The organism is Pseudocolwellia agarivorans (assembly GCF_002000085.1).
Lineage (GTDB): Bacteria > Pseudomonadota > Gammaproteobacteria > Enterobacterales > Alteromonadaceae > Pseudocolwellia > Pseudocolwellia agarivorans.
The window spans coordinates 254,171-275,368 of the sequence record NZ_MUZU01000005.1 but is presented as its reverse complement, the minus strand read 5'-3'; the positions used below and the strand labels follow the sequence as shown (position 1 = coordinate 275,368).

16 protein-coding genes and 1 tRNA gene are annotated in these 21,198 nt (G+C 36.9%); 12 read left to right on the top strand and 5 right to left on the bottom strand.

The window, feature by feature from the left end; translation table 11 throughout:
- Together B0X80_RS10170 and B0X80_RS10165 are read right to left on the bottom strand one after the other, a co-directional pair.
- On the bottom strand, positions 1–789 hold the full coding sequence (locus B0X80_RS10170; RefSeq protein ID WP_077339999.1) for a hypothetical protein: 789 nt from the start codon (positions 787–789) through the stop codon (positions 1–3).
- Positions 790–811: 22 nt separating this feature from the next.
- Positions 812–1,846: a DUF21 domain-containing protein gene (locus B0X80_RS10165; RefSeq protein ID WP_077339997.1), complete on the bottom strand. Its 1,035-nt coding sequence runs from the start codon at positions 1,844–1,846 to the stop codon at positions 812–814.
- Positions 1,847–2,033: 187 nt separating this feature from the next.
- Here B0X80_RS10165 and B0X80_RS10160 point away from each other — a divergent pair, with 187 nt between their 5' ends.
- Positions 2,034–3,002: a magnesium transporter CorA family protein gene (locus tag B0X80_RS10160; protein WP_077339995.1), complete on the top strand. Its 969-nt coding sequence runs from the start codon at positions 2,034–2,036 to the stop codon at positions 3,000–3,002.
- The gene (locus B0X80_RS10155) at positions 2,993–3,451 is read left to right on the top strand and encodes a hypothetical protein (protein WP_077339993.1); all 459 of its coding nucleotides are present in this window, start codon (positions 2,993–2,995) and stop codon (positions 3,449–3,451) included. The genes B0X80_RS10160 and B0X80_RS10155 overlap by 10 nt, the downstream gene beginning before the upstream one ends.
- Before the next feature lie 49 nt (positions 3,452–3,500).
- Here B0X80_RS10155 and B0X80_RS10150 read toward each other — a convergent pair whose 3' ends face one another.
- Positions 3,501–4,667 carry a cation:proton antiporter gene (locus tag B0X80_RS10150; RefSeq protein WP_077339991.1) on the bottom strand — a complete coding sequence of 389 codons (1,167 nt, stop codon included), beginning with the start codon at positions 4,665–4,667 and terminating at the stop codon, positions 3,501–3,503.
- A gap of 122 nt (positions 4,668–4,789) precedes the next feature.
- Between B0X80_RS10150 and B0X80_RS10145 the strand changes: the two genes are divergently transcribed.
- Both B0X80_RS10145 and B0X80_RS10140 read left to right on the top strand, forming a co-directional pair.
- Positions 4,790–5,644, top strand: coding sequence for a universal stress protein (locus tag B0X80_RS10145; protein ID WP_077339989.1), 855 nt, complete (start codon positions 4,790–4,792; stop codon positions 5,642–5,644).
- Positions 5,645–5,748: 104 nt separating this feature from the next.
- A tRNA-His gene (locus B0X80_RS10140) sits at positions 5,749–5,824 on the top strand.
- 95 nt (positions 5,825–5,919) lie between these two features.
- Here B0X80_RS10140 and B0X80_RS10135 read toward each other — a convergent pair.
- Entirely contained in the window at positions 5,920–7,116 is a 1,197-nt protein-coding gene (locus B0X80_RS10135; protein WP_077339987.1) for a multidrug effflux MFS transporter, read from the bottom strand.
- Positions 7,117–7,390: 274 nt separating this feature from the next.
- Between B0X80_RS10135 and B0X80_RS10130 the strand changes: the two genes are divergently transcribed.
- From B0X80_RS10130 to B0X80_RS10120, 3 genes are read left to right on the top strand one after another with little or no spacing between them, the layout of a single operon-like run.
- Positions 7,391–8,383: a hypothetical protein gene (locus tag B0X80_RS10130; RefSeq protein ID WP_077339985.1), complete on the top strand. Its 993-nt coding sequence runs from the start codon at positions 7,391–7,393 to the stop codon at positions 8,381–8,383.
- 15 nt (positions 8,384–8,398) lie between these two features.
- Positions 8,399–9,016, top strand: coding sequence for a hypothetical protein (locus B0X80_RS10125; protein WP_077339983.1), 618 nt, complete (start codon positions 8,399–8,401; stop codon positions 9,014–9,016).
- A 9-nt stretch (positions 9,017–9,025) separates the two neighbouring features.
- Positions 9,026–11,026, top strand: a complete 2,001-nt coding sequence (locus B0X80_RS10120) for a putative bifunctional diguanylate cyclase/phosphodiesterase (protein ID WP_077339981.1) — start codon at positions 9,026–9,028, stop codon at positions 11,024–11,026.
- Positions 11,027–11,055: 29 nt separating this feature from the next.
- On the opposite strand, the gene B0X80_RS10115 is transcribed toward B0X80_RS10120, so the two are convergent.
- Positions 11,056–12,003 (bottom strand): LysR family transcriptional regulator, encoded by a 948-nt coding sequence (locus tag B0X80_RS10115; protein ID WP_077339979.1) that lies wholly within the window; start codon positions 12,001–12,003, stop codon positions 11,056–11,058.
- A gap of 119 nt (positions 12,004–12,122) precedes the next feature.
- Between B0X80_RS10115 and B0X80_RS10110 the strand changes: the two genes are divergently transcribed.
- The 5 genes from B0X80_RS10110 (at position 12,123) to B0X80_RS10090 (ending at position 21,189) form a co-directional block, all read left to right on the top strand.
- Complete coding sequence (locus B0X80_RS10110; RefSeq protein ID WP_077339977.1) at positions 12,123–13,292, top strand: efflux RND transporter periplasmic adaptor subunit; 1,170 nt, start codon at positions 12,123–12,125, stop codon at positions 13,290–13,292.
- A gap of 9 nt (positions 13,293–13,301) precedes the next feature.
- Positions 13,302–16,445 (top strand): efflux RND transporter permease subunit, encoded by a 3,144-nt coding sequence (locus B0X80_RS10105; protein ID WP_077339975.1) that lies wholly within the window; start codon positions 13,302–13,304, stop codon positions 16,443–16,445.
- A 3-nt stretch (positions 16,446–16,448) separates the two neighbouring features.
- Positions 16,449–17,849, top strand: a complete 1,401-nt coding sequence (locus tag B0X80_RS10100; protein ID WP_077339973.1) for a TolC family protein — start codon at positions 16,449–16,451, stop codon at positions 17,847–17,849.
- Between the two features lie 9 nt (positions 17,850–17,858).
- Positions 17,859–18,884, top strand: a complete 1,026-nt coding sequence (locus B0X80_RS10095; protein WP_077339971.1) for a zinc-binding dehydrogenase — start codon at positions 17,859–17,861, stop codon at positions 18,882–18,884.
- A gap of 655 nt (positions 18,885–19,539) precedes the next feature.
- Complete coding sequence (locus B0X80_RS10090) at positions 19,540–21,189, top strand: putative bifunctional diguanylate cyclase/phosphodiesterase (protein ID WP_175623921.1); 1,650 nt, start codon at positions 19,540–19,542, stop codon at positions 21,187–21,189.
- Positions 21,190–21,198 lie beyond the last annotated feature (9 nt).

Here is a 21,198-nt window from a genome sequence, read left to right as displayed (position 1 = left end):
CTAACTAAATATTGCACTAAACGCTCGTATTAATTGCCCATGACCTAAATCCACTCTAGGGCCATTAACTAATGTTGAATCAGGTTGAGGAGCACCCAGTTTTAATTTAGCAAAATCGCCATCGTTTTCTCTGGTTAGCGTTACATTTTGTGTCCATAACTGCCCCGATGGCGTAGTAAATAATGAAAGTGATGGCACAGGTAATGCTATCCTTTCAAAAATCAAATCGTTACTCGCCTTATTTTCAATCAGCAAAGGTGTTACCGCTCGTTGCTCTCTAAAAGGAAGTTTATCAATATCTAAACGCCCTATTGTTTGACTGGCATAACATAACTCGCCTTCTCGGGTAGACGCACCAAACCAGGTATCAGACAAACGTTGTGTAGCAACCTCTTTAAGTAGAATAACCGTTTTATCCTTCACGCTTACTGTTAACCAAATAGGTGTACTTAAATACATAACCACACTTGCACCAGGTACAATGGTAATAGGTGACTTAGGTCGACACACCACAGTTCTATCTGCCAAACTTGGTTTTATTTCTACCGTGTGAGTATTACCACTGGTTATGTGCCTACTAACATCGCTAAAGTCTTCAGGAGAAAACGCTCCCTGCGTACGCGTAAATGTATTTTCAGGCGCTTCAGCATTAGCGTTATTATCTCGTTTAATGTGAACACACCATTCTTTATTTTTGTGTTCAACAGCAAGGGTAAAGTTGGTACTTTCTAATAAAAAACTATTGTTTTCTGGAATATCAACTATTCCCCACCATGGTGTACTTTGCATTTTTATTAACCTAAAAATCAGTTTACGTTAGCAATACTTCTTGTGGTTGCATACCTTTTAATAATAAGCCAAAGATATCAGCCCCTGTAATAATACGTTTATTTTCAGCCCAAATAAGCAATACATCGCGCTCAATTACACCATCAAAAGACTGATCTACAGACTCGCTCATTTTCATTTTTATAATGGCATTATTTAACATTGTTGAATCGTCTGTGATAATTGTAGGACGATGACAATATTTATAGGGATCAAATTTATCAGGAGCTAAAAACGCATCACGTAAAAAGGCATCTGAATCTACCACAACCAAAGGGTCACCTTCTTCATTGGTTAACACGACCCAACGATGCCCTGATTTATTTAATAATTGTAGAAACTCATTATCTGGCCCTGAAGAAATATCCGGAATGATCGGTAAATCCATTTTAGTTGGCAACGCAATAATAGAGTCAGGATCAATCAGCTCACCTTCTTCAGCGACTGAAATTTTATCAAGTTTAAAAAAGTTCAGAGCACCAATACCTTCAACGTGGTTAATATCTGTTTCTTCAGCTTCGATATGCTTACGAATAATACTGCTCAATTCGCTTTCAGCTAAATACGTTATGCCTTCTTTACCTAACCAAGCATCAAGTATTAATGCCGTAGGTTTAGCTACAGGGTAAAATAATATTTGATAAAACTTGATCACAGGAGATAGCATACTCCCCATTTTTAATGCGTTTCTTGAGAAATAAGCCTGTGGCGTAATTTCACCAATCACCGTTATTGCAATGGTCGAAAACATAAAGGCACTAATACCAGCAAGTACAGAATCAGACAATAACGTGAGCAACACGTTAATTCCTACGTTTCCCCACAAAATAGTGGTTAATAAAAAATTAGAATCGTTTCGTAAAGCTAAAACGTTTTTAGCGGCTTTGTTTCCTTTTGCCGATTCAACCTCAAGCTGTAATCGACTTAGCGAAAATAACGCTATATTTAACCCTGAAAAAATAGCAGATTGCGAAATACATAAGGCAATGGCAACCCAGCTAATAATATCTAAAGACATATGACACCGAATGAATAATATTGAATATAAAGACTAATTTAGTAGTCTATAGAGTATACCTAGGTAAAGATAATTAATTATTTTGAACAAGCTAACAAAAATAACTCGTTAAACAAATCTCGTAATATCACTATATACTGTCATTTAATAATCCCATTATGTGTAACACTTTAAGAAAGAGAATCTGATGATTAAATGTATGCTTTTAAAAGCAGATAAAACCTGTATTTATGGTACTGAAGAATTAATTGATACGTGGCGCGCAGACTCAAACACCTATTTATGGATAGATATTGATTCGCATGACAAAGAACAAGAAAAACTATTATTACAAGAACTTGGCTGTCATTCATTAGCAATAAAAGATGCTCAAAGAGACCGTCACCCTCCTAAAATAGAACTGTTTAAAAATTATATTTTTATGCTTTACCGCGGTATTTATCAGCCAAAAGACGATTTATTATTTGAGCATTTACAAATTAGTATGTTTGTTAGTAACAATATATTAATTACCAGCCATGCAAAAGATTCTCTATCAATAAACAGTTTATTCAGTGCCGAAGGTGAAGGTTTTTTAGGTAAAAGCCCAATCACACTCGCTTTAAGAATTTTTCATTACAGCTGTGGTATTTATCTACAAAAATTATTTGAGTTTGAAGAAAAGCTAGAAGCACTTGAAGATAAATTTCAACTCGGTGGCGATGATAAAATGATGCAAGAAATTACCTTGTATCAATCAAGATTAACCAAGCTCAAACGAACCTTTAGCTACCACAGTAATATTGGCGCTGAACTAAAAATATTAGTTACCGATGAAACCACTATTATTAACCAAGCGGATCTACATACCGTTATTGATGTACATGAACGTATAGAGCGCTTATTAAGCTTGTCGCAAATGCACTACGATATTTGTAGCGATTTAATTAATGGCTATTTATCGGTAACTTCTCATCAACTAAATGCCACCATGCGAGTATTAACGGTGATCACCGCGATATTTATTCCATTAGGCTTTTTAGCTGGTCTTTACGGGATGAATTTTGAATACATACCTGAATTAAAAGTTACTCACGGATACTTTTATCTACTCGGTTTTATGGGCTTTTTAGCCACCAGTTTAATATTATTATTTAAGAAGAAAAAATGGCTTTAGATGTAAAAATACCCATCAAAATGAGTACTCGTAGCCAAGTTATTATCGTGTTGCTCAGCTTTGTTATTCTGGGTTTAGGATATTATTTTTCGACCATAAACTTACTAAATAAGGAATGGTTATCACGTTCAGGTAGTTTAGTGGTTGTACTAGGTATTATGTCGGGTTTCTCAGGTATTATTCAGGAACGCCTACTGATCAGCCGACTAGAAATTAGAAAGCGCGTAGAGCTATTACAAAAAAAGCGAAAGCTTAGATTAATAAAGGCTGACAAAGACTTTATTGAAAAAGAATTAACCGATATTGAAGGGGATTTTACCGACCAAGCAAATAATTTGATGAACTCAATCAAATTTAATGTAGGGATTATTGAAGGCCTATTACTTATTTTTGGCACAATCATTTGGGGCTTTGGCGATATCATAATGATGGCACTTCAACAGCTATAACGTTTATTAATGGTTACCGTAATATTTGCTACGGTAACCATTAAGTTACTTAACTTTTTGTCTCTTCGTATTTAATCAATTTCTTACTTAAAGCAATCCACAGCGGGCTAATAAGTAACGATAAAGCAATAACACAAATCGCTAACTGATAACCATATTGATTAATAATATTTGCTTGATTACCCACTGCCGCTAACACAAAACTGAACTCTCCTATTTGCGATAACAAAGCGCCAGCGTATAAACTTTCTTTCCACGAAAAGTTAGAAATTTTCAAAATACCCGCATTAATAAAAGTATTGGTTATTAACGCCGCCAACACTAATGATATAACTTGAATCCAATTAGCCATTAAGAAATCAACATCAAGCATCATTCCCACCGAGATAAAAAACAATGCCACAAAAAGTACTTTTAACGGATTTAAATTATGATGCACCCACTGCGTTTCTTTGGCTGCACCAATTAACATCCCACCCAAAAAAGCGCCTAAAGCAGTCGACAGTTCAAACCACGCCGTCAGCATAGACAAACCAAAACAAATACCTAAACCCGCAAATAACTGTAATTCATGATCATGCTTAAGCCACTTAGCTAACGGAATATGCACGACTTTTTTTACAATGATGAAAGCTAAAAATATAGCCGCCACAATAGAGCCAAAAACCTGTTTGCCCATATGGGCACTTTCAACCGCGTCTGTTTTATATAAACCAATAATAATCAACATAGGAATAATCGCTAAATCTTGCGCAAGCAATATTCCTAATGCACCTTGGCCAACTTTAGAATCTAACGTATTGCTGTCTTGCAAAAGTTTGATCACAATTGCCGTACTGCTTAAACTGATCACAAAACCAATTAAAATAACGCGCTCAATCCCCCACTGAAAATACAAGCCGAGCATCCAAACAAAACCTACACTTAATGCTATTTGTAGCAAAGTACCAAAAATAGCCAGCTTCCAGTTTTCTACTAACTTTTTAGCATCGGTTTCCATACCGACAAAAAACAATAAAAAAACAACACCCGCAGCACCTAAACGACTAATACTATCGGTATCACTTACAAGTCCCATTCCCCATGGGCCAATCACAATACCCACAATTAAATAAGCAACAACATGAGGCTGATGCAATAATTTAAGAACAAAACCTAGTGCGAGTACAATAAAAATAATACTCACCATTTGCGGCATAAAGGGATCTAAATGCATAATTATCCTGTAGTTAAACTGTATTATGAAAAATATAAAAACATGACAAACACTTGAAAAATGGTAAACAAATTAAATTATTACGATATACTCAAGTGAAAGTCCTTAAGGTGCAACTATATATGATAACAGAGCAATTAATTTGGTTTATTGACAGTCGGTTTTATTATCAAAACACATCATTGGACAAAGTTGTTCAACTTGCCCAAATTCATCAAAAACCTGTAAAAATTGTTATTGACGCAAGTGCACAATTAACGGGCCGCGGATATTGGCATTTATTAAATAACAAAGATACATTATCGCAAGAGTTATTAACCACAATAGAACAAAAACAACAGCAATTGCTTAAATTTTTCACCATGAATGCAATTAAAGTTGAGATTACCATTAACCAATCAACCAACTACTTTGCAGCACTCAATACTGAAATAACAAGCACCCAAAACAGTGTTGTAATTATTGAAGATAATATTTCAGCGAAGCGCCATCCTATTTTTCAACAACTCACCGATATCAACGCGCCTGTTTTACTATTAAATAAAAAAGCCTGGAAACACCCAGTCAACATACTTGCCGCTGTGGATCCACTACATGAACATGCTCGTCCAGGAAAAATAGACGACAACATCGTATTATTAACACAACATTGGTCAAAAAAATTAACGGCAAAATTAACCGTAGCCCATTGTTACTATGTAGCATCAGTACTTACTAAATATAAACATAAAGTACTCGCAATGCATAACGACGGATTAGACGTTTTTGCCAAAAGGCTAAGACTTCAAAATGAGCAATGTATATTACTCGAAGGCGTTCCTGAAGAAGCCCTGACTGAATACATACACCAACATCATATTGATGTACTTGCTATGGGATTAGTAGCGAGAAATAAACTAGAACAATTATGGATTGGTAGCACAACAACAGCACTATTAAGTGAATTACCTTGCGATATATTACTCATTAAACATTAAAAGTAATTAAATACGAATAAATTGTAGATTTATCTTGATATCAAACAGCAAAATACAATACAATCCTCGCGCCTTATCACTGGGCGCTTCAAGTAATATCAGTGGTGGCTATAGCTCAGTTGGTAGAGCCCCGGATTGTGATTCCGGTTGTCGAGGGTTCAAGTCCCTTTAGCCACCCCATCTTTCTTTAAATCAAAATACTGCCATCACTGTTCAAGTTCTTATATAACTCAATAAACGCTAAACATTAGTTACGTCAAAAAGTATTTCTTTCATTATTTAACTTTTGAAAAGCTCACTAATAAAATAACGGCTACAACGGTAGATGAAAACATCATAGTCGCCATTGGCATAAGTGTACCGTCATGCAGCAAGGTTGTTATCCAACCAACTATTGAGGCAAACAAAAATTGTGATGTACCCAATACTGCATTTGCTGTACCACTACCCGTTGGAAAATGGTCCATATAACAAGACATTATGTTAGCAACAATTAACCCTTGCGAACCTACAGAAAACATCACTAAACACACAACTACAGGTAATGGTGGGTTAAAGAAAAAAGCGGCAATAAATAGCGATAAGTTAGTAATAAATTGAACACAAACCCCTACTTTTAAAATTTTAACCGGTTGAGTTGTTTTTAGTTTTTGCGCTGTAATGCGGTTAAATATAGCCATTACAATAATATTAGCGCCAAAAAGAATAGGATAGGTTTCTGGCTCTACTCCATAAAGGGTCATATAAACAAACGGAGATTCTGTTAAAAAAGCAAACATTGACGAAAAACTTAAAGCACCAAAAAATAAAAAGCCAAGCGCTTCTTTCTTCTTAAAAACTACAACATATTGCTGACTAATTTTTTTAACGGTATTTAACGTAAACTTACTGGTTTGTTGATTCGTTTCTTTAAACATAAGCGTATTTATTATTAACAGTGCGCCACCAAATACTGTTAAAAACAAAAAGATAGAACGCCAACCATAAAAATTATGCAGCACCGCACCAACAATGGGAGCAAGAACGGGTGCTGCCATCATAATCAAACCAATCAAAGCAAAAAGTCCCGCCGCTTTAGCTCCATCATACGTATCTCTTACAATGGCACCTACAACAACTAAAGCCATACCCGAACCAATAGCTTGTATAAATCTTAGCCACATAACTTGTTGAATATTAGTACTGTAATAAATAGCTAACGAAGCAAATAAGAAAACAATAAGTCCTACGGTAGAAACAAATTTTCGGCCTTTAAAATCAGAAATTGGCCCACCAAATAACTGCCCAAAAGCGGTTCCTAATAAAAAAATACCTAACGTTTGTTCTATAACATGCACATTAACTTTAAAACTTTCAGCCATTGCCGGAATAGCGGGTAAGTACGTGTCTAACGAAAAAGGCGTAACCCCCACTAACATAGCCAACAAAATGGCTAACCATTTATCTGACAATATTTGTTTTTTTGATGACATGTAACCCACTTGATAACGTAAAAAAGGACAGGAAAATTAGAAAAACGACGTAATAAGTTATCGTCATTTATTGTGATAAAAATACGATTTTATCTCCACCTACGCATTTTGTACTACAATACAAATGTGTAGATATATAATGTAAGTACTATAACATTATACATTGTGCGCTAGTTTAACCTATACAAAGAACAATTGGTTTGCCCAAAATCAATTTAAGGATAATGATTTGTACCCTTTGAAAAAGAATCTTATAACCTTTATAGCGCTTAGCATGCCGTGCTCGCTTTTTCTTTCACAGACATTGTATGCAAACACATTAGATTCAATATCATTTGGTAAAAATAGCCGATGGGCTATTGATGCTTCTACTCGAATAACCCATAACGCAGATAAAAACAAAAATGATTTTATGCATGTTATAGGGTTAGATTTTCATAATATTTTCAGTAATGCTACACAAGACATTGGCACCCTTACTTTTCAACCCTATATCGTTAAGTTAAATAACGTCCAAAAAGCGCCTTTTATTTTTGATGATGGTAACGATACACAGCTTACATGGCGCATTGCTAATTTTAACTATACTGGCTTAAACCAAGGTAAATTCAATATTCGTGTAGGTCACTTTGAAATACCTTTCGGTTTGGAATACCAAATAGACACTAATGGCACCTTACGCCAACTTACAACAGGCGATAGAGGCATAAAAGCTGATTGGGGCTTGTCAGTAAACGGTATTCTACCCAATCTAGAATATGAAATAGCATTAACTCGCGGTTCCGGTAATGAAATTAGAAGCGCAGGAAACCCTCATATATTTTCAGGCCGTGTGGGCACCCCTGGTAATAAAAACCTAGTCACAGGAATATCCTGGTTTACCGGTGATGTATTAGGTGGAAATGGTATTACTCACCGTAAAAAAATAGGTATTGATGCTTCCTATTATTATTATCAATGGCAATTTATGTTCGAATCTTCCGTTGGTCAAACCGCCGGTAACGATACCTTAAACGCTTTTACCGAAATACGTTGGAAAAACCCACAAGAAAACCTTTCAAGCTATTTGCAACTAGGTTACCAAAGTACTGAAATTAATCATGAAGTGAATGATAAAACCCATTCAACAAGTTATTGGTTAGTTGGTATTCAATGGCTAAGTTATCAAGGTTTTGACGTTAGCGCCCAATACCAACATAAATTGAAAGATACGCCAACTATAGACGTAGACCCTCTTTTAAGTGTACAACTAAGATACAGAATGTAATGGCAAGGAATATTAATGAACAATAAAATTAATGCCATAATACTATTATGGATAATTGAAACGTTTACTCTATCAAGTGCAAACGCCGCTTTTTGCTCATTGAGAGATCCCATCTCTGCTATTCAAATGATCTACGAGCAAGGTTATCAATTTCGTTCTGTTGTCACTACCGTTACCGAAGAAGACCGACAAACCGTTAGACAACAACTACCGTTTACTATTCATCAAAGTGAAGTGGGTAAACATACATTATATGTACTTTATAAAGATGATAAACATGTGGGTTTTTTACAAGCCCGGTCTGAATGGGCAAAATGGGGCTTGGTTGAAATTGCATGGGCAATGAATGTTGATAGAAGTATCAAAGGCTTTTATTTCCAACGCTGTCGTAGCCCTGAGTGCAACGACAATACAATACAGCGCATTAATAAAGTATTAAAAGGTAAAACACTCCAACAATTAAAAGTATTACTCAGTGAAAATGGTGAAATGCTTTCAGCAGAAGGAAAAAAAGCTTTTAGTCAAACTCCTCAACTTGCGTTATTAACGTTACGTTCAGCATTAAAAACACTCGCTATTACCGATATCAGCTGGAAAAAAGATATTGAACAAATTGCAGCGGTTAATCATTAAAGAGCGCCCATGAGAATAAGAAGCTATCTCGCTTTACTTGTATTTTCATGCTTACTCGGTGCTTATACTTTAGAGCAAGTATTGGGTTACTATTTTGATCATGTTCAAACGTTAGCTGAAAAATATAGCAAAAGTTTATTATGGGCTAAAGATCTTGAGCGTATTGAAAACAGTGCTGCTCAGTTTTTAGTATCAACCGATTTAGTCGTGGCGTCAGGCAACACCTACCTTATTTATGGCGCAAAAAACATGGGGTATTATCTCAGCAATGAGCTTGCCGCAATATCGACTGAAAATCACTTTAAACGGTTTGCTACTGAAATTAAACGATCGCTCGTCAATGTAGATAAAATTAATGACTACCTCGACATTGTTGGATCGATTCCCTTAGATCAACTCGAAACACGTTTAAGTACCTTACTCGAAGAATACGATCCTATCAGCTTAACTTTATCTGAAGATATTCAGTTACTCTTACAAGAAACCAACGCCCTTATCACTCAAGAAGCCCTTAACCTCGAAACAGAAAAGCGCTTTATGAAAAAAATTAGGTGGATCGCCCGAGCTATATTTTTCTTACTTATTGTCGCTTTATGGTGGTGGGCAAATAGAAAAATTTGTAAACCACTTAATGGACTAATTTACTCCTCTCATAGGGCTTTGGCAGGTGACGACTTTAAAGCCACAAGCAATGCGCCAACAGAAATAATAGAATTAAGTAATGACTTTAAACACCTAACGCAAACGCTTTTTCATCAGGCATCTCATGATCCTTTAACCGAACTCCAAAACCGACGCGCTTTTGAACGTAATTTAAATGAAATAATAACCGACAAAGAGCACAACTACTTTTTATGCTTCGTCGATTTGGATTACTTTAAAACAATAAACGATACCTGTGGTCATGCTGCGGGTGATGAAATACTGGTAAGTGTTGCTCGTATTCTAAAAAGTAATGTACGTGCTTACGATACGGTAGCGAGGCTAGGTGGTGATGAGTTTGCTATTTTAATCAAAAATTGCTCTGTTGAAAAAACCTTACAACTCACCAACACAATTAAAGAACACATCAATACACTCACTTACCACTGGGAAGGTGAAACGTTTAAATTAAGCGCGAGTATTGGCGTTGCTCCCAAAATAACAGGAAGTACCACTACCGACTTACTGCACTCTGCAGATGTGGCCTGTAGTTTAGCCAAAAATGCAGGGCGCAATAAAGTGCATTTATTTGATATTAGTCAGGAAAGCTCTCAAGAAAAACGCCAAGTAATGCTACCTGTACATCAAATTAACAACGCACTAGAAAACAACTTATTTGTATTATTTAAACAAGAAATTACACCACTGCAAAACAAAACAGTAGGTAAACACATCGAAATATTATTGCGCATGAAAGATGCACAAGGCGAACTCGTAAAACCAGCCAGTTTTTTCCCCATAGCTGCACGTTACCAATTATGTAGTCAAATTGATCTCTGGGTCGTGAATGCGGTATGTGAACATTTTATGGAACAACATGAACAGTTAAAGTGTATAGACACGATTGCCATTAACGTATCTGGCCATGCTTTAATTGATAATGAGTTAGCGCTATTTATTTCTAAAAAACTAAGCAACAACTTACACCTTGCTGAAAAAATTTGCTTTGAAATATCCCAAGCCTCAGCCATAGAAAACCTACAAAAAACGTGTTTATTTATAAATAATCTAAAAGCCTTAGGCTGTAAGTTTGCCTTAGACCGTTTTGTGAAAGCACATACGTCTGATTCTTACTTAGAAGAGTTGTCAACTGACAAAATAAAAATTGATGGTTCACTTATCCGCAATATGATGGAAAACCCGCTTGACTACAGTAGCGTCAAAGCTATTTGTGCTATGGCCACAGCAACTAACCAACAAGTTATTGCTACACACATTGAAGATAAGAAAGTAGTTGATGCTTTAACCAAACTAGGCGTAGATTATGGGCAAGGTTATTACTTTGCAAAGCCTGAGCCTTTAACTTAAAGCACAAAGATACTTAACCTAAACTCTGACTACTTCCCCTGATACAACTGTTCAAAATTCGGAATAGAGTTTTCCCATATAGGAGTTTCTTTACCTAAATGATCTTTTACAGCATCAAAAAACAAGCGTGTTCTTACGGGTAAATCTCGATGAGGATACATAGCGTACATTGGGCTATAGTCCACCAGTTTAACATCCGTTAACAAAGGAATAAGTAAACCGTCTTTTACTTCATTTTCAATAACAAAAGTAGGCACTAAAACATAAGCCGTGCCTGATAACGCCTTCATTAAAAGTACTTCACCATCATTAGCTCTAAACGTACTTTTAGTTTTCAATTCACATATTTCATTGTTGTCATTATAGTAACGAATACTCTCAACTCGAATCGATTGGCTCCAATAACTTGCCGCAGGATAATCACCCAACTCTTCTATTGAAGTTGGCATACCGTAAGTTTCTATAAACTCAGGTGACGCAAGTAATACTAATCGATTACGAGCAATTTTACGGGCAATGAGTGAGGAATCTTTAGGTTCGCCCATTCTAAAAGCTAGGTCAAAGCCCTCAGCAACTACATCCACCAGTTGATCATCTAAATGTAATTCAATTTCTACTTGTGGAAATCGTTTTTGAAAATCGTTAATCACCGGCTGTATAAAACGACGGCCAAGAATCGTTGACGAAGTTATTTTTAAAACACCACGAGGCTCCTGATGATAATTTTCTGCTAGTCTAACCGTTTCACCTAACAACTCTCTAAGTTGCTCTGCTTTTTTAACCATTTCTGCGCCAGCAGCGGTTAAAGAAAACGAACGTGTCGTTCTATTGAGTAACCGAACACCTAATTCTTCTTCTAATCGACTGATCTGTTTAGAAATAACAGAGCGATCGATATTACGCGACGCCGCCGACTTTGCAAAAGAGCCTCTTTCTATAACATCTAACAACATAAGTAATCGACTTGTTGTATCCATAATTTATACTCTCCTCAAACCCTATTGGTGCAATTTTGGCACTAATAAGTGTAAAAATATAGGCTTTTTATCTACAAGCTTGTTCCGTATGATCGCCCCATTATTAAAGGAGTTTTAAAATGTTCAAATATATTCTCATTTCGACAGTATTCGTTTTAACCATTGCCCTTTCAGGGTGTAGTGAAAATTCTGCTCAAGCACAAGGCCAGCGTCCTCTTCAATCTATTGATGTAGCTAAAGTATTAGTTAAACCTGTTCAAAACTGGCATACCTATACAACACGTATAGAGTCGCCTGAAGAAGTTGCATTAATGCCAAGAGTATCAGGTGTTATCAATGAAATTGCTTTTAAAGAAGGTGATACGGTTACTGAAGGCGACTTATTATTTCAACTAGATAACCGCCCTTTTGCTGCAGTAGTATCAAGTTTAGAAGCACAAGTAATGAGCGCTAAAGCAGCATTAGAGCAAGCGAAAAGCGAAGCAAAACGCGCTATTAGACTCGCCGAACGTAAAGCGATTTCAACAGAACAAGTTGAATCGCGTGAATCAACATTACGCCAGCGTGAAGCACAAGTGGCGGCATTAAACGCACAACTTGAAGCGGCCATGCTTGATTTAGAGTTTACCTCTATTCGTGCTCCAATTAATGGCGTTATATCTCGCGCTAATATCACAAAAGGTAACAACATTATTGCTGGCCAAAGTGTATTAACGTCTATTGTTTCAAACCAAAGAATGTATGCCTACTTTGATATAGACGAACGCACTTGGAACGAAGCTTTTAATGATGTTACCGCAGAAAGCAAACAGAAAGTTGTTATGCAAAAAGTTGGGCAAAGAGAGTTTAATTATACCGGATACATCAATTTTATTGATAACCGTATTAATCCATCTACAGGAACATTACGTGTGCGCGCCGTATTTGAAGACGTTGATCACCAATTACGTACAGGCTCTTTTGCTCGTATAAAAGTTGCTGCTAATGCGATTACTGAAAAAGTGATTGTTCCTGCTAGAGCCATTGGTACTGATTTAGAAAATAACTTTATTCTAGTGGTTGATGCAGATAACGTTTTGCAATACCGACTTGTTGAAGTAGGCGAACGTTACGGTAAGTTACGTGCGATAACATCAGGCTTAACTGAAGGTGACGTGATTGCAGTAAATGGCCCGGCTCGTGTGGGACCTGGTATGCCAATTAACCCAAACGCCGTTACGATTGATAGTGAAGGTATTGCCTTTACATTAGAGTCAATTGATACCACTAACTTAATCGCTAAGTACTAAGGCTTAAGAATGAAGTTTTCCCATTTCTTTATAGAACGCCCTATTTTTGCGGCCATGCTATCTCTGATTATTTTAATTGGTGGTGGTATATCATTATTTCAATTACCAATAAGTGAATACCCTGAAGTGGTACCTCCAACGGTTGTTGTTACGGCTAATTACCCTGGTGCTAACCCTACGGTAATAGCACAAACCGTTGCGACTCCCTTAGAGCAAGAAATTAACGGCATTGAAAACATGCTGTATATGTCTTCTCAAGCTACAGGCGATGGCCGTTTATCTTTAACAGTAACCTTTGCTTTAGGTACAGATTTAGACCGTGCACAAACTCAAGTACAAAACAGTGTAAACAGTGCTTTACCGCGCTTACCTGAAGAAGTACAAAGACTCGGTGTAGTTGCTGAAAAGTCGTCTCCAGATCTTACTATGGTTGTGCATCTTTTTTCTCCTGAAAAAACCCACGATACGGCTTATTTAGCTAACTATGCTGATTTATATATTAAAGACCAAATTACACGTTTACCCGGTGTTGGTGATTTTAGACTTTTTGGTGGTAGCCAATATGCTATGCGTGTTTGGTTAAATCCTGATGCATTATCTGCACGTGCTATTACCGCAAGTGATGTACTTAACTCACTACGTGAACAAAACCAACAAGTTGCTGCGGGTAGCTTAGGTGCACAACCTTCTGCAAACGATAACCAATTCCAAATTTTATTAAATGTAAAAGGCCGTTTAAACAGCATTGAAGAATTTGAAGACGTTATTATAAAAATTGGTGAGCAAGGGCAAATTACACGCCTTAAAGACGTTGCATCAGTAGAGTTAGGCCAAAGCAGTTATTCGTTACGTGCATTACTTGATGGTCAGCCAGCACTGGCTATGCCGGTGTTCCAAAGACCGGGTGCTAACGCGATAGAATTGTCTGATCAAGTACGTGAAACCATGGCGCGTTTATCTAAAAACTTTCCAGCGGGTGTTGAATACGACATTGTTTACGACCCCACTATATTTGTTCGTGGCTCAATTGACGCTGTAATTACCACATTACTCGAAGCCATCGTACTTGTTGTTATTGTGGTTATTCTATTTTTACAAACATGGCGCGCATCTATTATTCCCCTCATTGCTGTACCTATTTCTCTTATTGGTACTTTTGCGGTGATGCAGTGGTTGGGTGTTTCCATCAATACCTTGTCACTATTTGGGCTAGTACTCGCCATCGGTATTGTTGTAGATGACGCCATTGTGGTGGTTGAAAACGTAGAACGAAACATTGAGAAAGGTTTAAATCCTCTCGAAGCAACTCGTGTTGCCATGACCGAAGTAACAGGGCCTATTATTGCGATAGCCTTAGTGCTAGGTGCGGTATTTATTCCTACGGCCTTTATTTCAGGTTTGTCAGGACAATTTTATAAGCAATTTGCCTTAACAATTACTATTTCAACATTTATTTCAGCGTTCAACTCATTAACGTTATCGCCTGCATTAGCGGCTATTTTATTAAAATCGCACGACAGCAAGCCTGATAGATTAACGCGTATTTTAAACAAGTTATTTGGAAAGTGGTTATTCGAACCTTTCAACCGTGTATTTGAACGAGGCTCAAAAGGGTACGAAAAATTAGTTAAAAAACTTATTCGTATGGGGTTAATCGTAGGTATTGTTTACGTTGCCTTACTCGGCAGCACAATTACGTTATTTAACCAAGTACCGGGTGGATTCATACCTCCACAAGACAAACAATACTTAGTTGCCATTGCACAATTACCCGATGCTGCAAGTTTAGATCGTACTGAAGCGGTTGTTAAACAAATGGAAAAAATAGCACTTAAAGTACCAGGTGTTGCCCATACAGTTGCTTTCCCTGGTTTATCAATAAATGGCTTTGCTAATACACCAAATAGCGCAATTATTTTTACGCCTTTAAAACCTTTCTCAGAAAGACAAGGGCCAGGTGAATCAGCTCAAGCGATTGCAGGAAGAATGAACAAAGAGTTTATGGCAATTGATGAAGCATTTGTTGCTGTGTTTCCACCACCACCTATTCGTGGTTTAGGTACAACAGGTGGCTTTAAGCTACAGCTGGAAGATCAAGAAAACAAAGGCTTTGAAGTATTATTTAACAACTTACAAGCCGTTATTAAAAAAGCAAATGCAGATCCGGCTTTAACAGGCATGTTTTCAAGTTTCCGTATTCAAGTACCACAAATGGATATTGATATTGACCGTGAACAAGCCTTGATACAAGGCATACCACTGAATGAAGTCTTCGACGCATTACAAATTTATTTAGGTTCTGCGTACGTTAACGACTTTAATTTATTTGGTCGTACTTATCAGGTAAATGCACAAGCCGATGCTGAATTCCGTCAAGACCCAGCACAAATACTCAATTTAAAAGTACGTAATCGCCAAGGCAATATGGTGCCACTAGGTTCAGTATTAACCGTAACACCCACTATTGGTCCTGATCGTGTTATGCACTATAACGGTTACCCAAGTGCAGAGCTAAACGGTAGCGCAGCTCAAGGTTACAGCTCAGATCAAGCGCAATCAGCAATCGAACTTATTTTAGCTGACACCTTAGAGCAAGGTATTCAATATGAATGGACCGACGTGACATATCAGCAAATATTAGCGGGTAACACTATGGTTTACGTATTCCCACTGGTTGTACTATTAGTATTTATGGTACTAGCAGCACAATACGAAAGTTTACGTTTGCCGTTAGCGATTATTCTGATTGTACCCATGACAATATTCTCTGCATTATTAGGTGTTTGGCTAGTAGGTTCAGACAACAACATATTTACGCAAATAGCCTTAATTGTATTAGTCGCCTTAGCCTCCAAAAACGCCATACTTATGGTGGAGTTTGCTAAAGACCAAAACGATAAAGGTTTGTCACACTTTGAAGCCATTATCGAAGCTTGTCGTATGCGTTTACGCCCTATATTAATGACTTCTATTGCATTTACCGCAGGCGTTGTTCCCTTAGTTTTAGCAACAGGTGCTGGTTCTGAAATGCGCCATGCTATGGGTAATGCAGTATTTTCAGGCATGATAGGTGTAACCATATTTGGACTTTTATTTACCCCTGTTTTTTATATGTTCCTTACTAAAGGCACCAAGAAAAAGGTTGAGGAGTAAATCATGATCAAATCAGTTAAAAATAAAATGGCTATAGCTGCTCTTATGGTGACTTCAACGATTGTGTCCGGTTGTGCCAGCAAAATTGACGAAGCACAACACCAACAATTACTAGAAAGCTTTGTTGAACGAGCCAATATCGCCTCAAATTTATCTGAACAAGACGAAACAAACTGGTGGTATCAATTAAACTCAGCTCAATTAAACGAGCTGGTTAACGACTCGCTTGCCAAAAACTATGATTTAAAAACAAGTCAGTTACAGTTAAAAAGTGCTTTAGCGCGTTTAGGCGCTCAAAAAGCAGAGTACTTACCTCAAGGTGGTTTTACCGTTTCAGCTAAGCGTACAAGCTTAGCCGAAACCATTACTCGTCAATCCGAAGCTAATTTAGGTATGGATTGGCAGCTGGATTTATTTGGTCGAGTAACTGCATTAGTAGACGCCGCTAATGCGTCTGCTATGAGCAAAGCTGAACAATTACGACTACTTAAGGTAGACATAGTATCCTCTGTTGTTAAAGGCTACATAAATTACCAAGGCAATATACAAAAACAGCGTATTATTACTAATCAAATTGAAGCGCTGAAGCAAAGTATTGCGGTACTGGAAGTACGTGTAAACGAAGGTGTTGCTAGCGAACTAGATCTTAACCGAACCAAAGCACAACTCAGTCAGCAACAAGCGTTATTACCTGAAATTAAATATGCTCAATATCGCGATTTATCAACACTCGCTTTATTAACAGGTAGGTTAACTAACGAAATTTCTGTCAACACAAAGAATGACATACTTGCAAGTTCGCTTAATGTACAAATTGCTCAACCCAATAACGCAATAGCGCTACGACCTGACATAAATCAAGCCTTATACAATTTTAGTCAGGCATACTCATTAAGTGTTTCGGCGAGTAAAGCCTTATTACCTAATATAAGCTTAAGTGGCTTTGCTGGTATTTTAGGATTAAATAACACACGATTAGTCGACACCCAACAACAATGGCAAGTTAGCCCTCAAATAGAGTGGTCTTTATTAAGTTACCCTGCATTGCTAGCACAAAAAGAAGCACAGGAATTTCTCAGTAAAGCCGCCTATAGCGAGTACCAACAAGTTGTACTTAAAGCGATCAACGAAAGTGAATTATCGTTACAATTATTGGTAAAGCAAACAAACCAAAAAGCATTTGCCGAAGACCGCTTTAAACATGCAAATAATGCTTTTTTACAAGCACAGGCTATGTACCAAGAAGGGCAAATCCCCTACTTAGAGTTGTTAGATGCACGACAGGATGTTTTAATAGCCGAAAAAAGTAATATTGACTCTGCCATATCATCGTTAATTGCAAAAGTAAGTACATATCAAGCATTCAACGGTCATTGGAGTCATAAGTTAACAGTCGAAAACTAGAGTTTTTTTATGCCTACTAACGATGTAATACAACTTTGCGATTTACCCAGCACAATGCAAGCTATTGTGCTGGAGCAACCCAATGAAGACATGAACCTGTCTAAAATTGAGCTGCCATTACCCCTGTGTGATGAAAACGAAATATTAGTAAAGGTTGAATCTGTTGGGCTAAACCCTTTAGATGCGCAATTTGCTAAAACAGGTTTTTGTAAATGGGAGTATCCGCATGTTTTAGGGTTAGATGCTGTAGGTACTGTTGTACAAGCCAATAAAGGACTGTTTCCTAGTGTTGGTGATCGCGTTATGTGGCATTCAAGCTTGGCGCAACAAGGGGTACTTAGTGAATACGCTAAAGTAGCAAATTACGCCGTATCTCTTATCCCAGAAAGCATAACCAGTAATACCGCTGCAACTATTCCTTGTTCAGGTATGTCGGCACTTATTGCTTTAGAAAAAACTCAAGTAAGTGAAGGCGATACTGTTTTTATTGAAGCGGGAGCTGGCGCTGTTGGACAATTTGCCATTCAATTTGCCAAACAGCGTGGTGCTGACGTGTTTACAACCGCTTCAAAACATAACCATAAACTTGTAAAAAAGTTAGGCGCTGATGAAGTTTTTGATGCTCGCGACAAAAAGCTCTGTGAAAAAATACGCGCTGTATTAGGTCCGCAAGGGTTTGATGCCGTTATAGACACCATAGGTGGTGAAGCAACGGTAAGAAACATAGAGCTGATGCAATTTTGTGGCCGTATAGCCTGCTTAAAAACCTTACCAGCCTTTGAGCCTGAGCTCATGTTTAGAAAAGCGCCAAATATCAGTGTTGTATCTTTAGGTGGTGCATGGCTAGCAAATAGCTTATGTGCGCAACAACACATGAGTTTTATGAATAAACTTTTGTTAGAAAATGTCGCTAACGGTAACATTAGCGTCCCTGAAATATTTGCCATCAGTTTTGATGCAGAAAGTGTTTCAGCAGCATTACGAAGACAACTTAATGGTGGTTTTACTGGCAAGCAAATTGTAGAAATAATATAGGATCGGTTGATCTTTGCGGATTATTTTTGCAGTAGTTCATTAGCTTTTTACTCATTGTTGCAAGACCTTTACATAAAACAACTATGCGACACTCCTTGCGCTGCGATCAACAAACCTTTAATTAAAACAAAATTTAAACATGAAAAATAAAATTTATTCTTAGCAGCATAATAGCTATGCTGCTATTCATACCTTCTTGAACCTCATTTAAACCACATACAATTCAATCTAACCATTAACTTTCAATTTACTTAACCTGAGTTCGGTTTAAGATATTGTTAACTCCTTGAAAAGTAATCACTAAAAACTCGGTTCGCTTCTAGCTTGATAGTTTTACTTAATTCAAGGCAAATTTACGCGTCAATAGCTGGCCTATTGCAAGTGAATTTAACGCAGAAGTTAGTAAAAGTAGCTGCTAGAAGAACATTTATTAAGCCGAACCCAGGTTACTTAAAACCTTATAAAAACCTATAAAATCATAACATTAAATTAAAATGTTTTTTAATGATCGTTTTATTCCCCCTCTAAAAATTGAATAATCTTTAACATCTACTACAGTTAAAGCACGTTATGTTGACAATTCATGAGTTGTTATTCTTTAAGTAATGCCTGTTACATTAACAAAACAGGTATAAAGTTCGATATTGAGGTAAGTATGCATTACGAAATACTATTGGTTGACGATGAACCATCGGTTACCAAAGCATTACGACGAGCTTTACGAAACGATTTTTCTGCTATTCATGAAGCCCAATCTGCATCTGAAGCGCTTATTATTTTAGCCAATAATCAAATCGACATTGTAATTTCTGATTACCGTATGCCCGATGTAAATGGTAGTGAGTTACTCGCTGAAATACATCGCCTTTACCCTGATATTTTAAACTTGATGTTGTCTGGACAGGCAGACATGCAAGGCTTTGCGAAAGCTTTAAATGATGGTTCTATCAGTAAATTTTTATGTAAACCATGGGATAACGATCAACTACGATTATTTCTGCAAGACACCATCAAAGAGCATGAAGCAAAGCGTACACATGACACCTTAACTCATATCCCCACGTTAAAAATGTTTAAACAACAAATCAAACATTTAGGTTTAAATGAATTAAATGGTGCTTGCGTTGCTTTACTTAACATTGAAAATTTCTCAAGTTTAAATGAAAAGCATGGATATAAAGCAGGAAATAAAATACTTAAAGGAATAGCGAGACGACTCAACATCATGTTTCCGAGCAATATCATGACACGCGTAAAAGATGACCTTTTTGCCGTCGTATTACAAAATGAAGCCACTATAGGCAAAGACAGTAACGCGCTATTGCGTATTATTTCAACACCTATAGGTATTGATGATGAAGAAGTAAGTGTTGATGGGTGTGTGGGTATTACTGCGATACATGACTGGCAAAACAACTTAACAGAAAACCTTGAACGCAATATTAAACAAATAAATGATTTGACCAGTGACGATCAAAAAATTGTATTTTGTACACCTGAACAGAATACCGCTTGGTTTTCACGAGCAATGCTTATTAGTGAATTACAACACGCAATAAAACACAACCAATTAACCTTACATTACCAACCTCAAATCAACTTAAACGCCCATAAAGTAACAGGCTGTGAAGCTTTAATACGATGGTTTCATCCTGTACATGGCATGCTGACTCCAGATAAGTTTCTCCCATATATTGAACGTTATGGTATGGCAGACGAATTATTAGAAATGATTTTAAATCAAACATTTCAGTTTATGTCTAGCGAGTCAAAGTTATTTGAAGGTGTGCGCATGAGTATTAACTTATTTGCCAGCCAATTAGGTAACCCTAAACTCACACAAATTATTATAAACAAGCTTAAAGAATATCAAATTGCAGCCTCAGCATTGGAAATAGAAATAACAGAAACGAGCGTAGTTAAAAGCTTTCAAGAAACACGTGAACAACTGATCACTTTGCGTAACTTAGGAATAAAAATAGCCATAGATGATTTTGGAACTGGCTACGCTTCATATGAATATTTATGTGAATTACCCATCGATGTAGTAAAAATAGATGGTTGCTTTATTAAAGGGATGTACGACAGCTTAGAAAAAACAACAGCGCTTAATAATATTATTTCTACTGCAACAACATTATCTCTTGAAATTGTTGCTGAATTTGTTGAAGAAGAGCAACAAGCACTCACACTAACAAAAATGGGGTGTGAGCGATTACAAGGTTATTGGTATAGCAAAGCAATCAATCGACAAGACTTTACCCATTTCACCTTATTATTCAATAAAACCAATATAGACCTGTGATACAAAGGG

What these genes read in the sequence shown, in the direction of transcription:
- B0X80_RS10170 (WP_077339999.1), bottom strand. Translation starts at nt 789, where the DNA reads ATGCAAAGTACACCATGGTGGGGAATAGTTGATATTCCAGAAAACAAT.
- B0X80_RS10165 (WP_077339997.1), bottom strand. Translation starts at nt 1,846, where the DNA reads ATGTCTTTAGATATTATTAGCTGGGTTGCCATTGCCTTATGTATTTCG.
- B0X80_RS10160 (WP_077339995.1), top strand. Translation starts at nt 2,034, where the DNA reads ATGATTAAATGTATGCTTTTAAAAGCAGATAAAACCTGTATTTATGGT.
- B0X80_RS10155 (WP_077339993.1), top strand. Translation starts at nt 2,993, where the DNA reads ATGGCTTTAGATGTAAAAATACCCATCAAAATGAGTACTCGTAGCCAA.
- B0X80_RS10150 (WP_077339991.1), bottom strand. Translation starts at nt 4,667, where the DNA reads ATGCATTTAGATCCCTTTATGCCGCAAATGGTGAGTATTATTTTTATT.
- B0X80_RS10145 (WP_077339989.1), top strand. Translation starts at nt 4,790, where the DNA reads ATGATAACAGAGCAATTAATTTGGTTTATTGACAGTCGGTTTTATTAT.
- B0X80_RS10135 (WP_077339987.1), bottom strand. Translation starts at nt 7,116, where the DNA reads ATGTCATCAAAAAAACAAATATTGTCAGATAAATGGTTAGCCATTTTG.
- B0X80_RS10130 (WP_077339985.1), top strand. Translation starts at nt 7,391, where the DNA reads ATGCCGTGCTCGCTTTTTCTTTCACAGACATTGTATGCAAACACATTA.
- B0X80_RS10125 (WP_077339983.1), top strand. Translation starts at nt 8,399, where the DNA reads ATGAACAATAAAATTAATGCCATAATACTATTATGGATAATTGAAACG.
- B0X80_RS10120 (WP_077339981.1), top strand. Translation starts at nt 9,026, where the DNA reads ATGAGAATAAGAAGCTATCTCGCTTTACTTGTATTTTCATGCTTACTC.
- B0X80_RS10115 (WP_077339979.1), bottom strand. Translation starts at nt 12,003, where the DNA reads ATGGATACAACAAGTCGATTACTTATGTTGTTAGATGTTATAGAAAGA.
- B0X80_RS10110 (WP_077339977.1), top strand. Translation starts at nt 12,123, where the DNA reads ATGTTCAAATATATTCTCATTTCGACAGTATTCGTTTTAACCATTGCC.
- B0X80_RS10105 (WP_077339975.1), top strand. Translation starts at nt 13,302, where the DNA reads ATGAAGTTTTCCCATTTCTTTATAGAACGCCCTATTTTTGCGGCCATG.
- B0X80_RS10100 (WP_077339973.1), top strand. Translation starts at nt 16,449, where the DNA reads ATGATCAAATCAGTTAAAAATAAAATGGCTATAGCTGCTCTTATGGTG.
- B0X80_RS10095 (WP_077339971.1), top strand. Translation starts at nt 17,859, where the DNA reads ATGCCTACTAACGATGTAATACAACTTTGCGATTTACCCAGCACAATG.
- B0X80_RS10090 (WP_175623921.1), top strand. Translation starts at nt 19,540, where the DNA reads ATGCATTACGAAATACTATTGGTTGACGATGAACCATCGGTTACCAAA.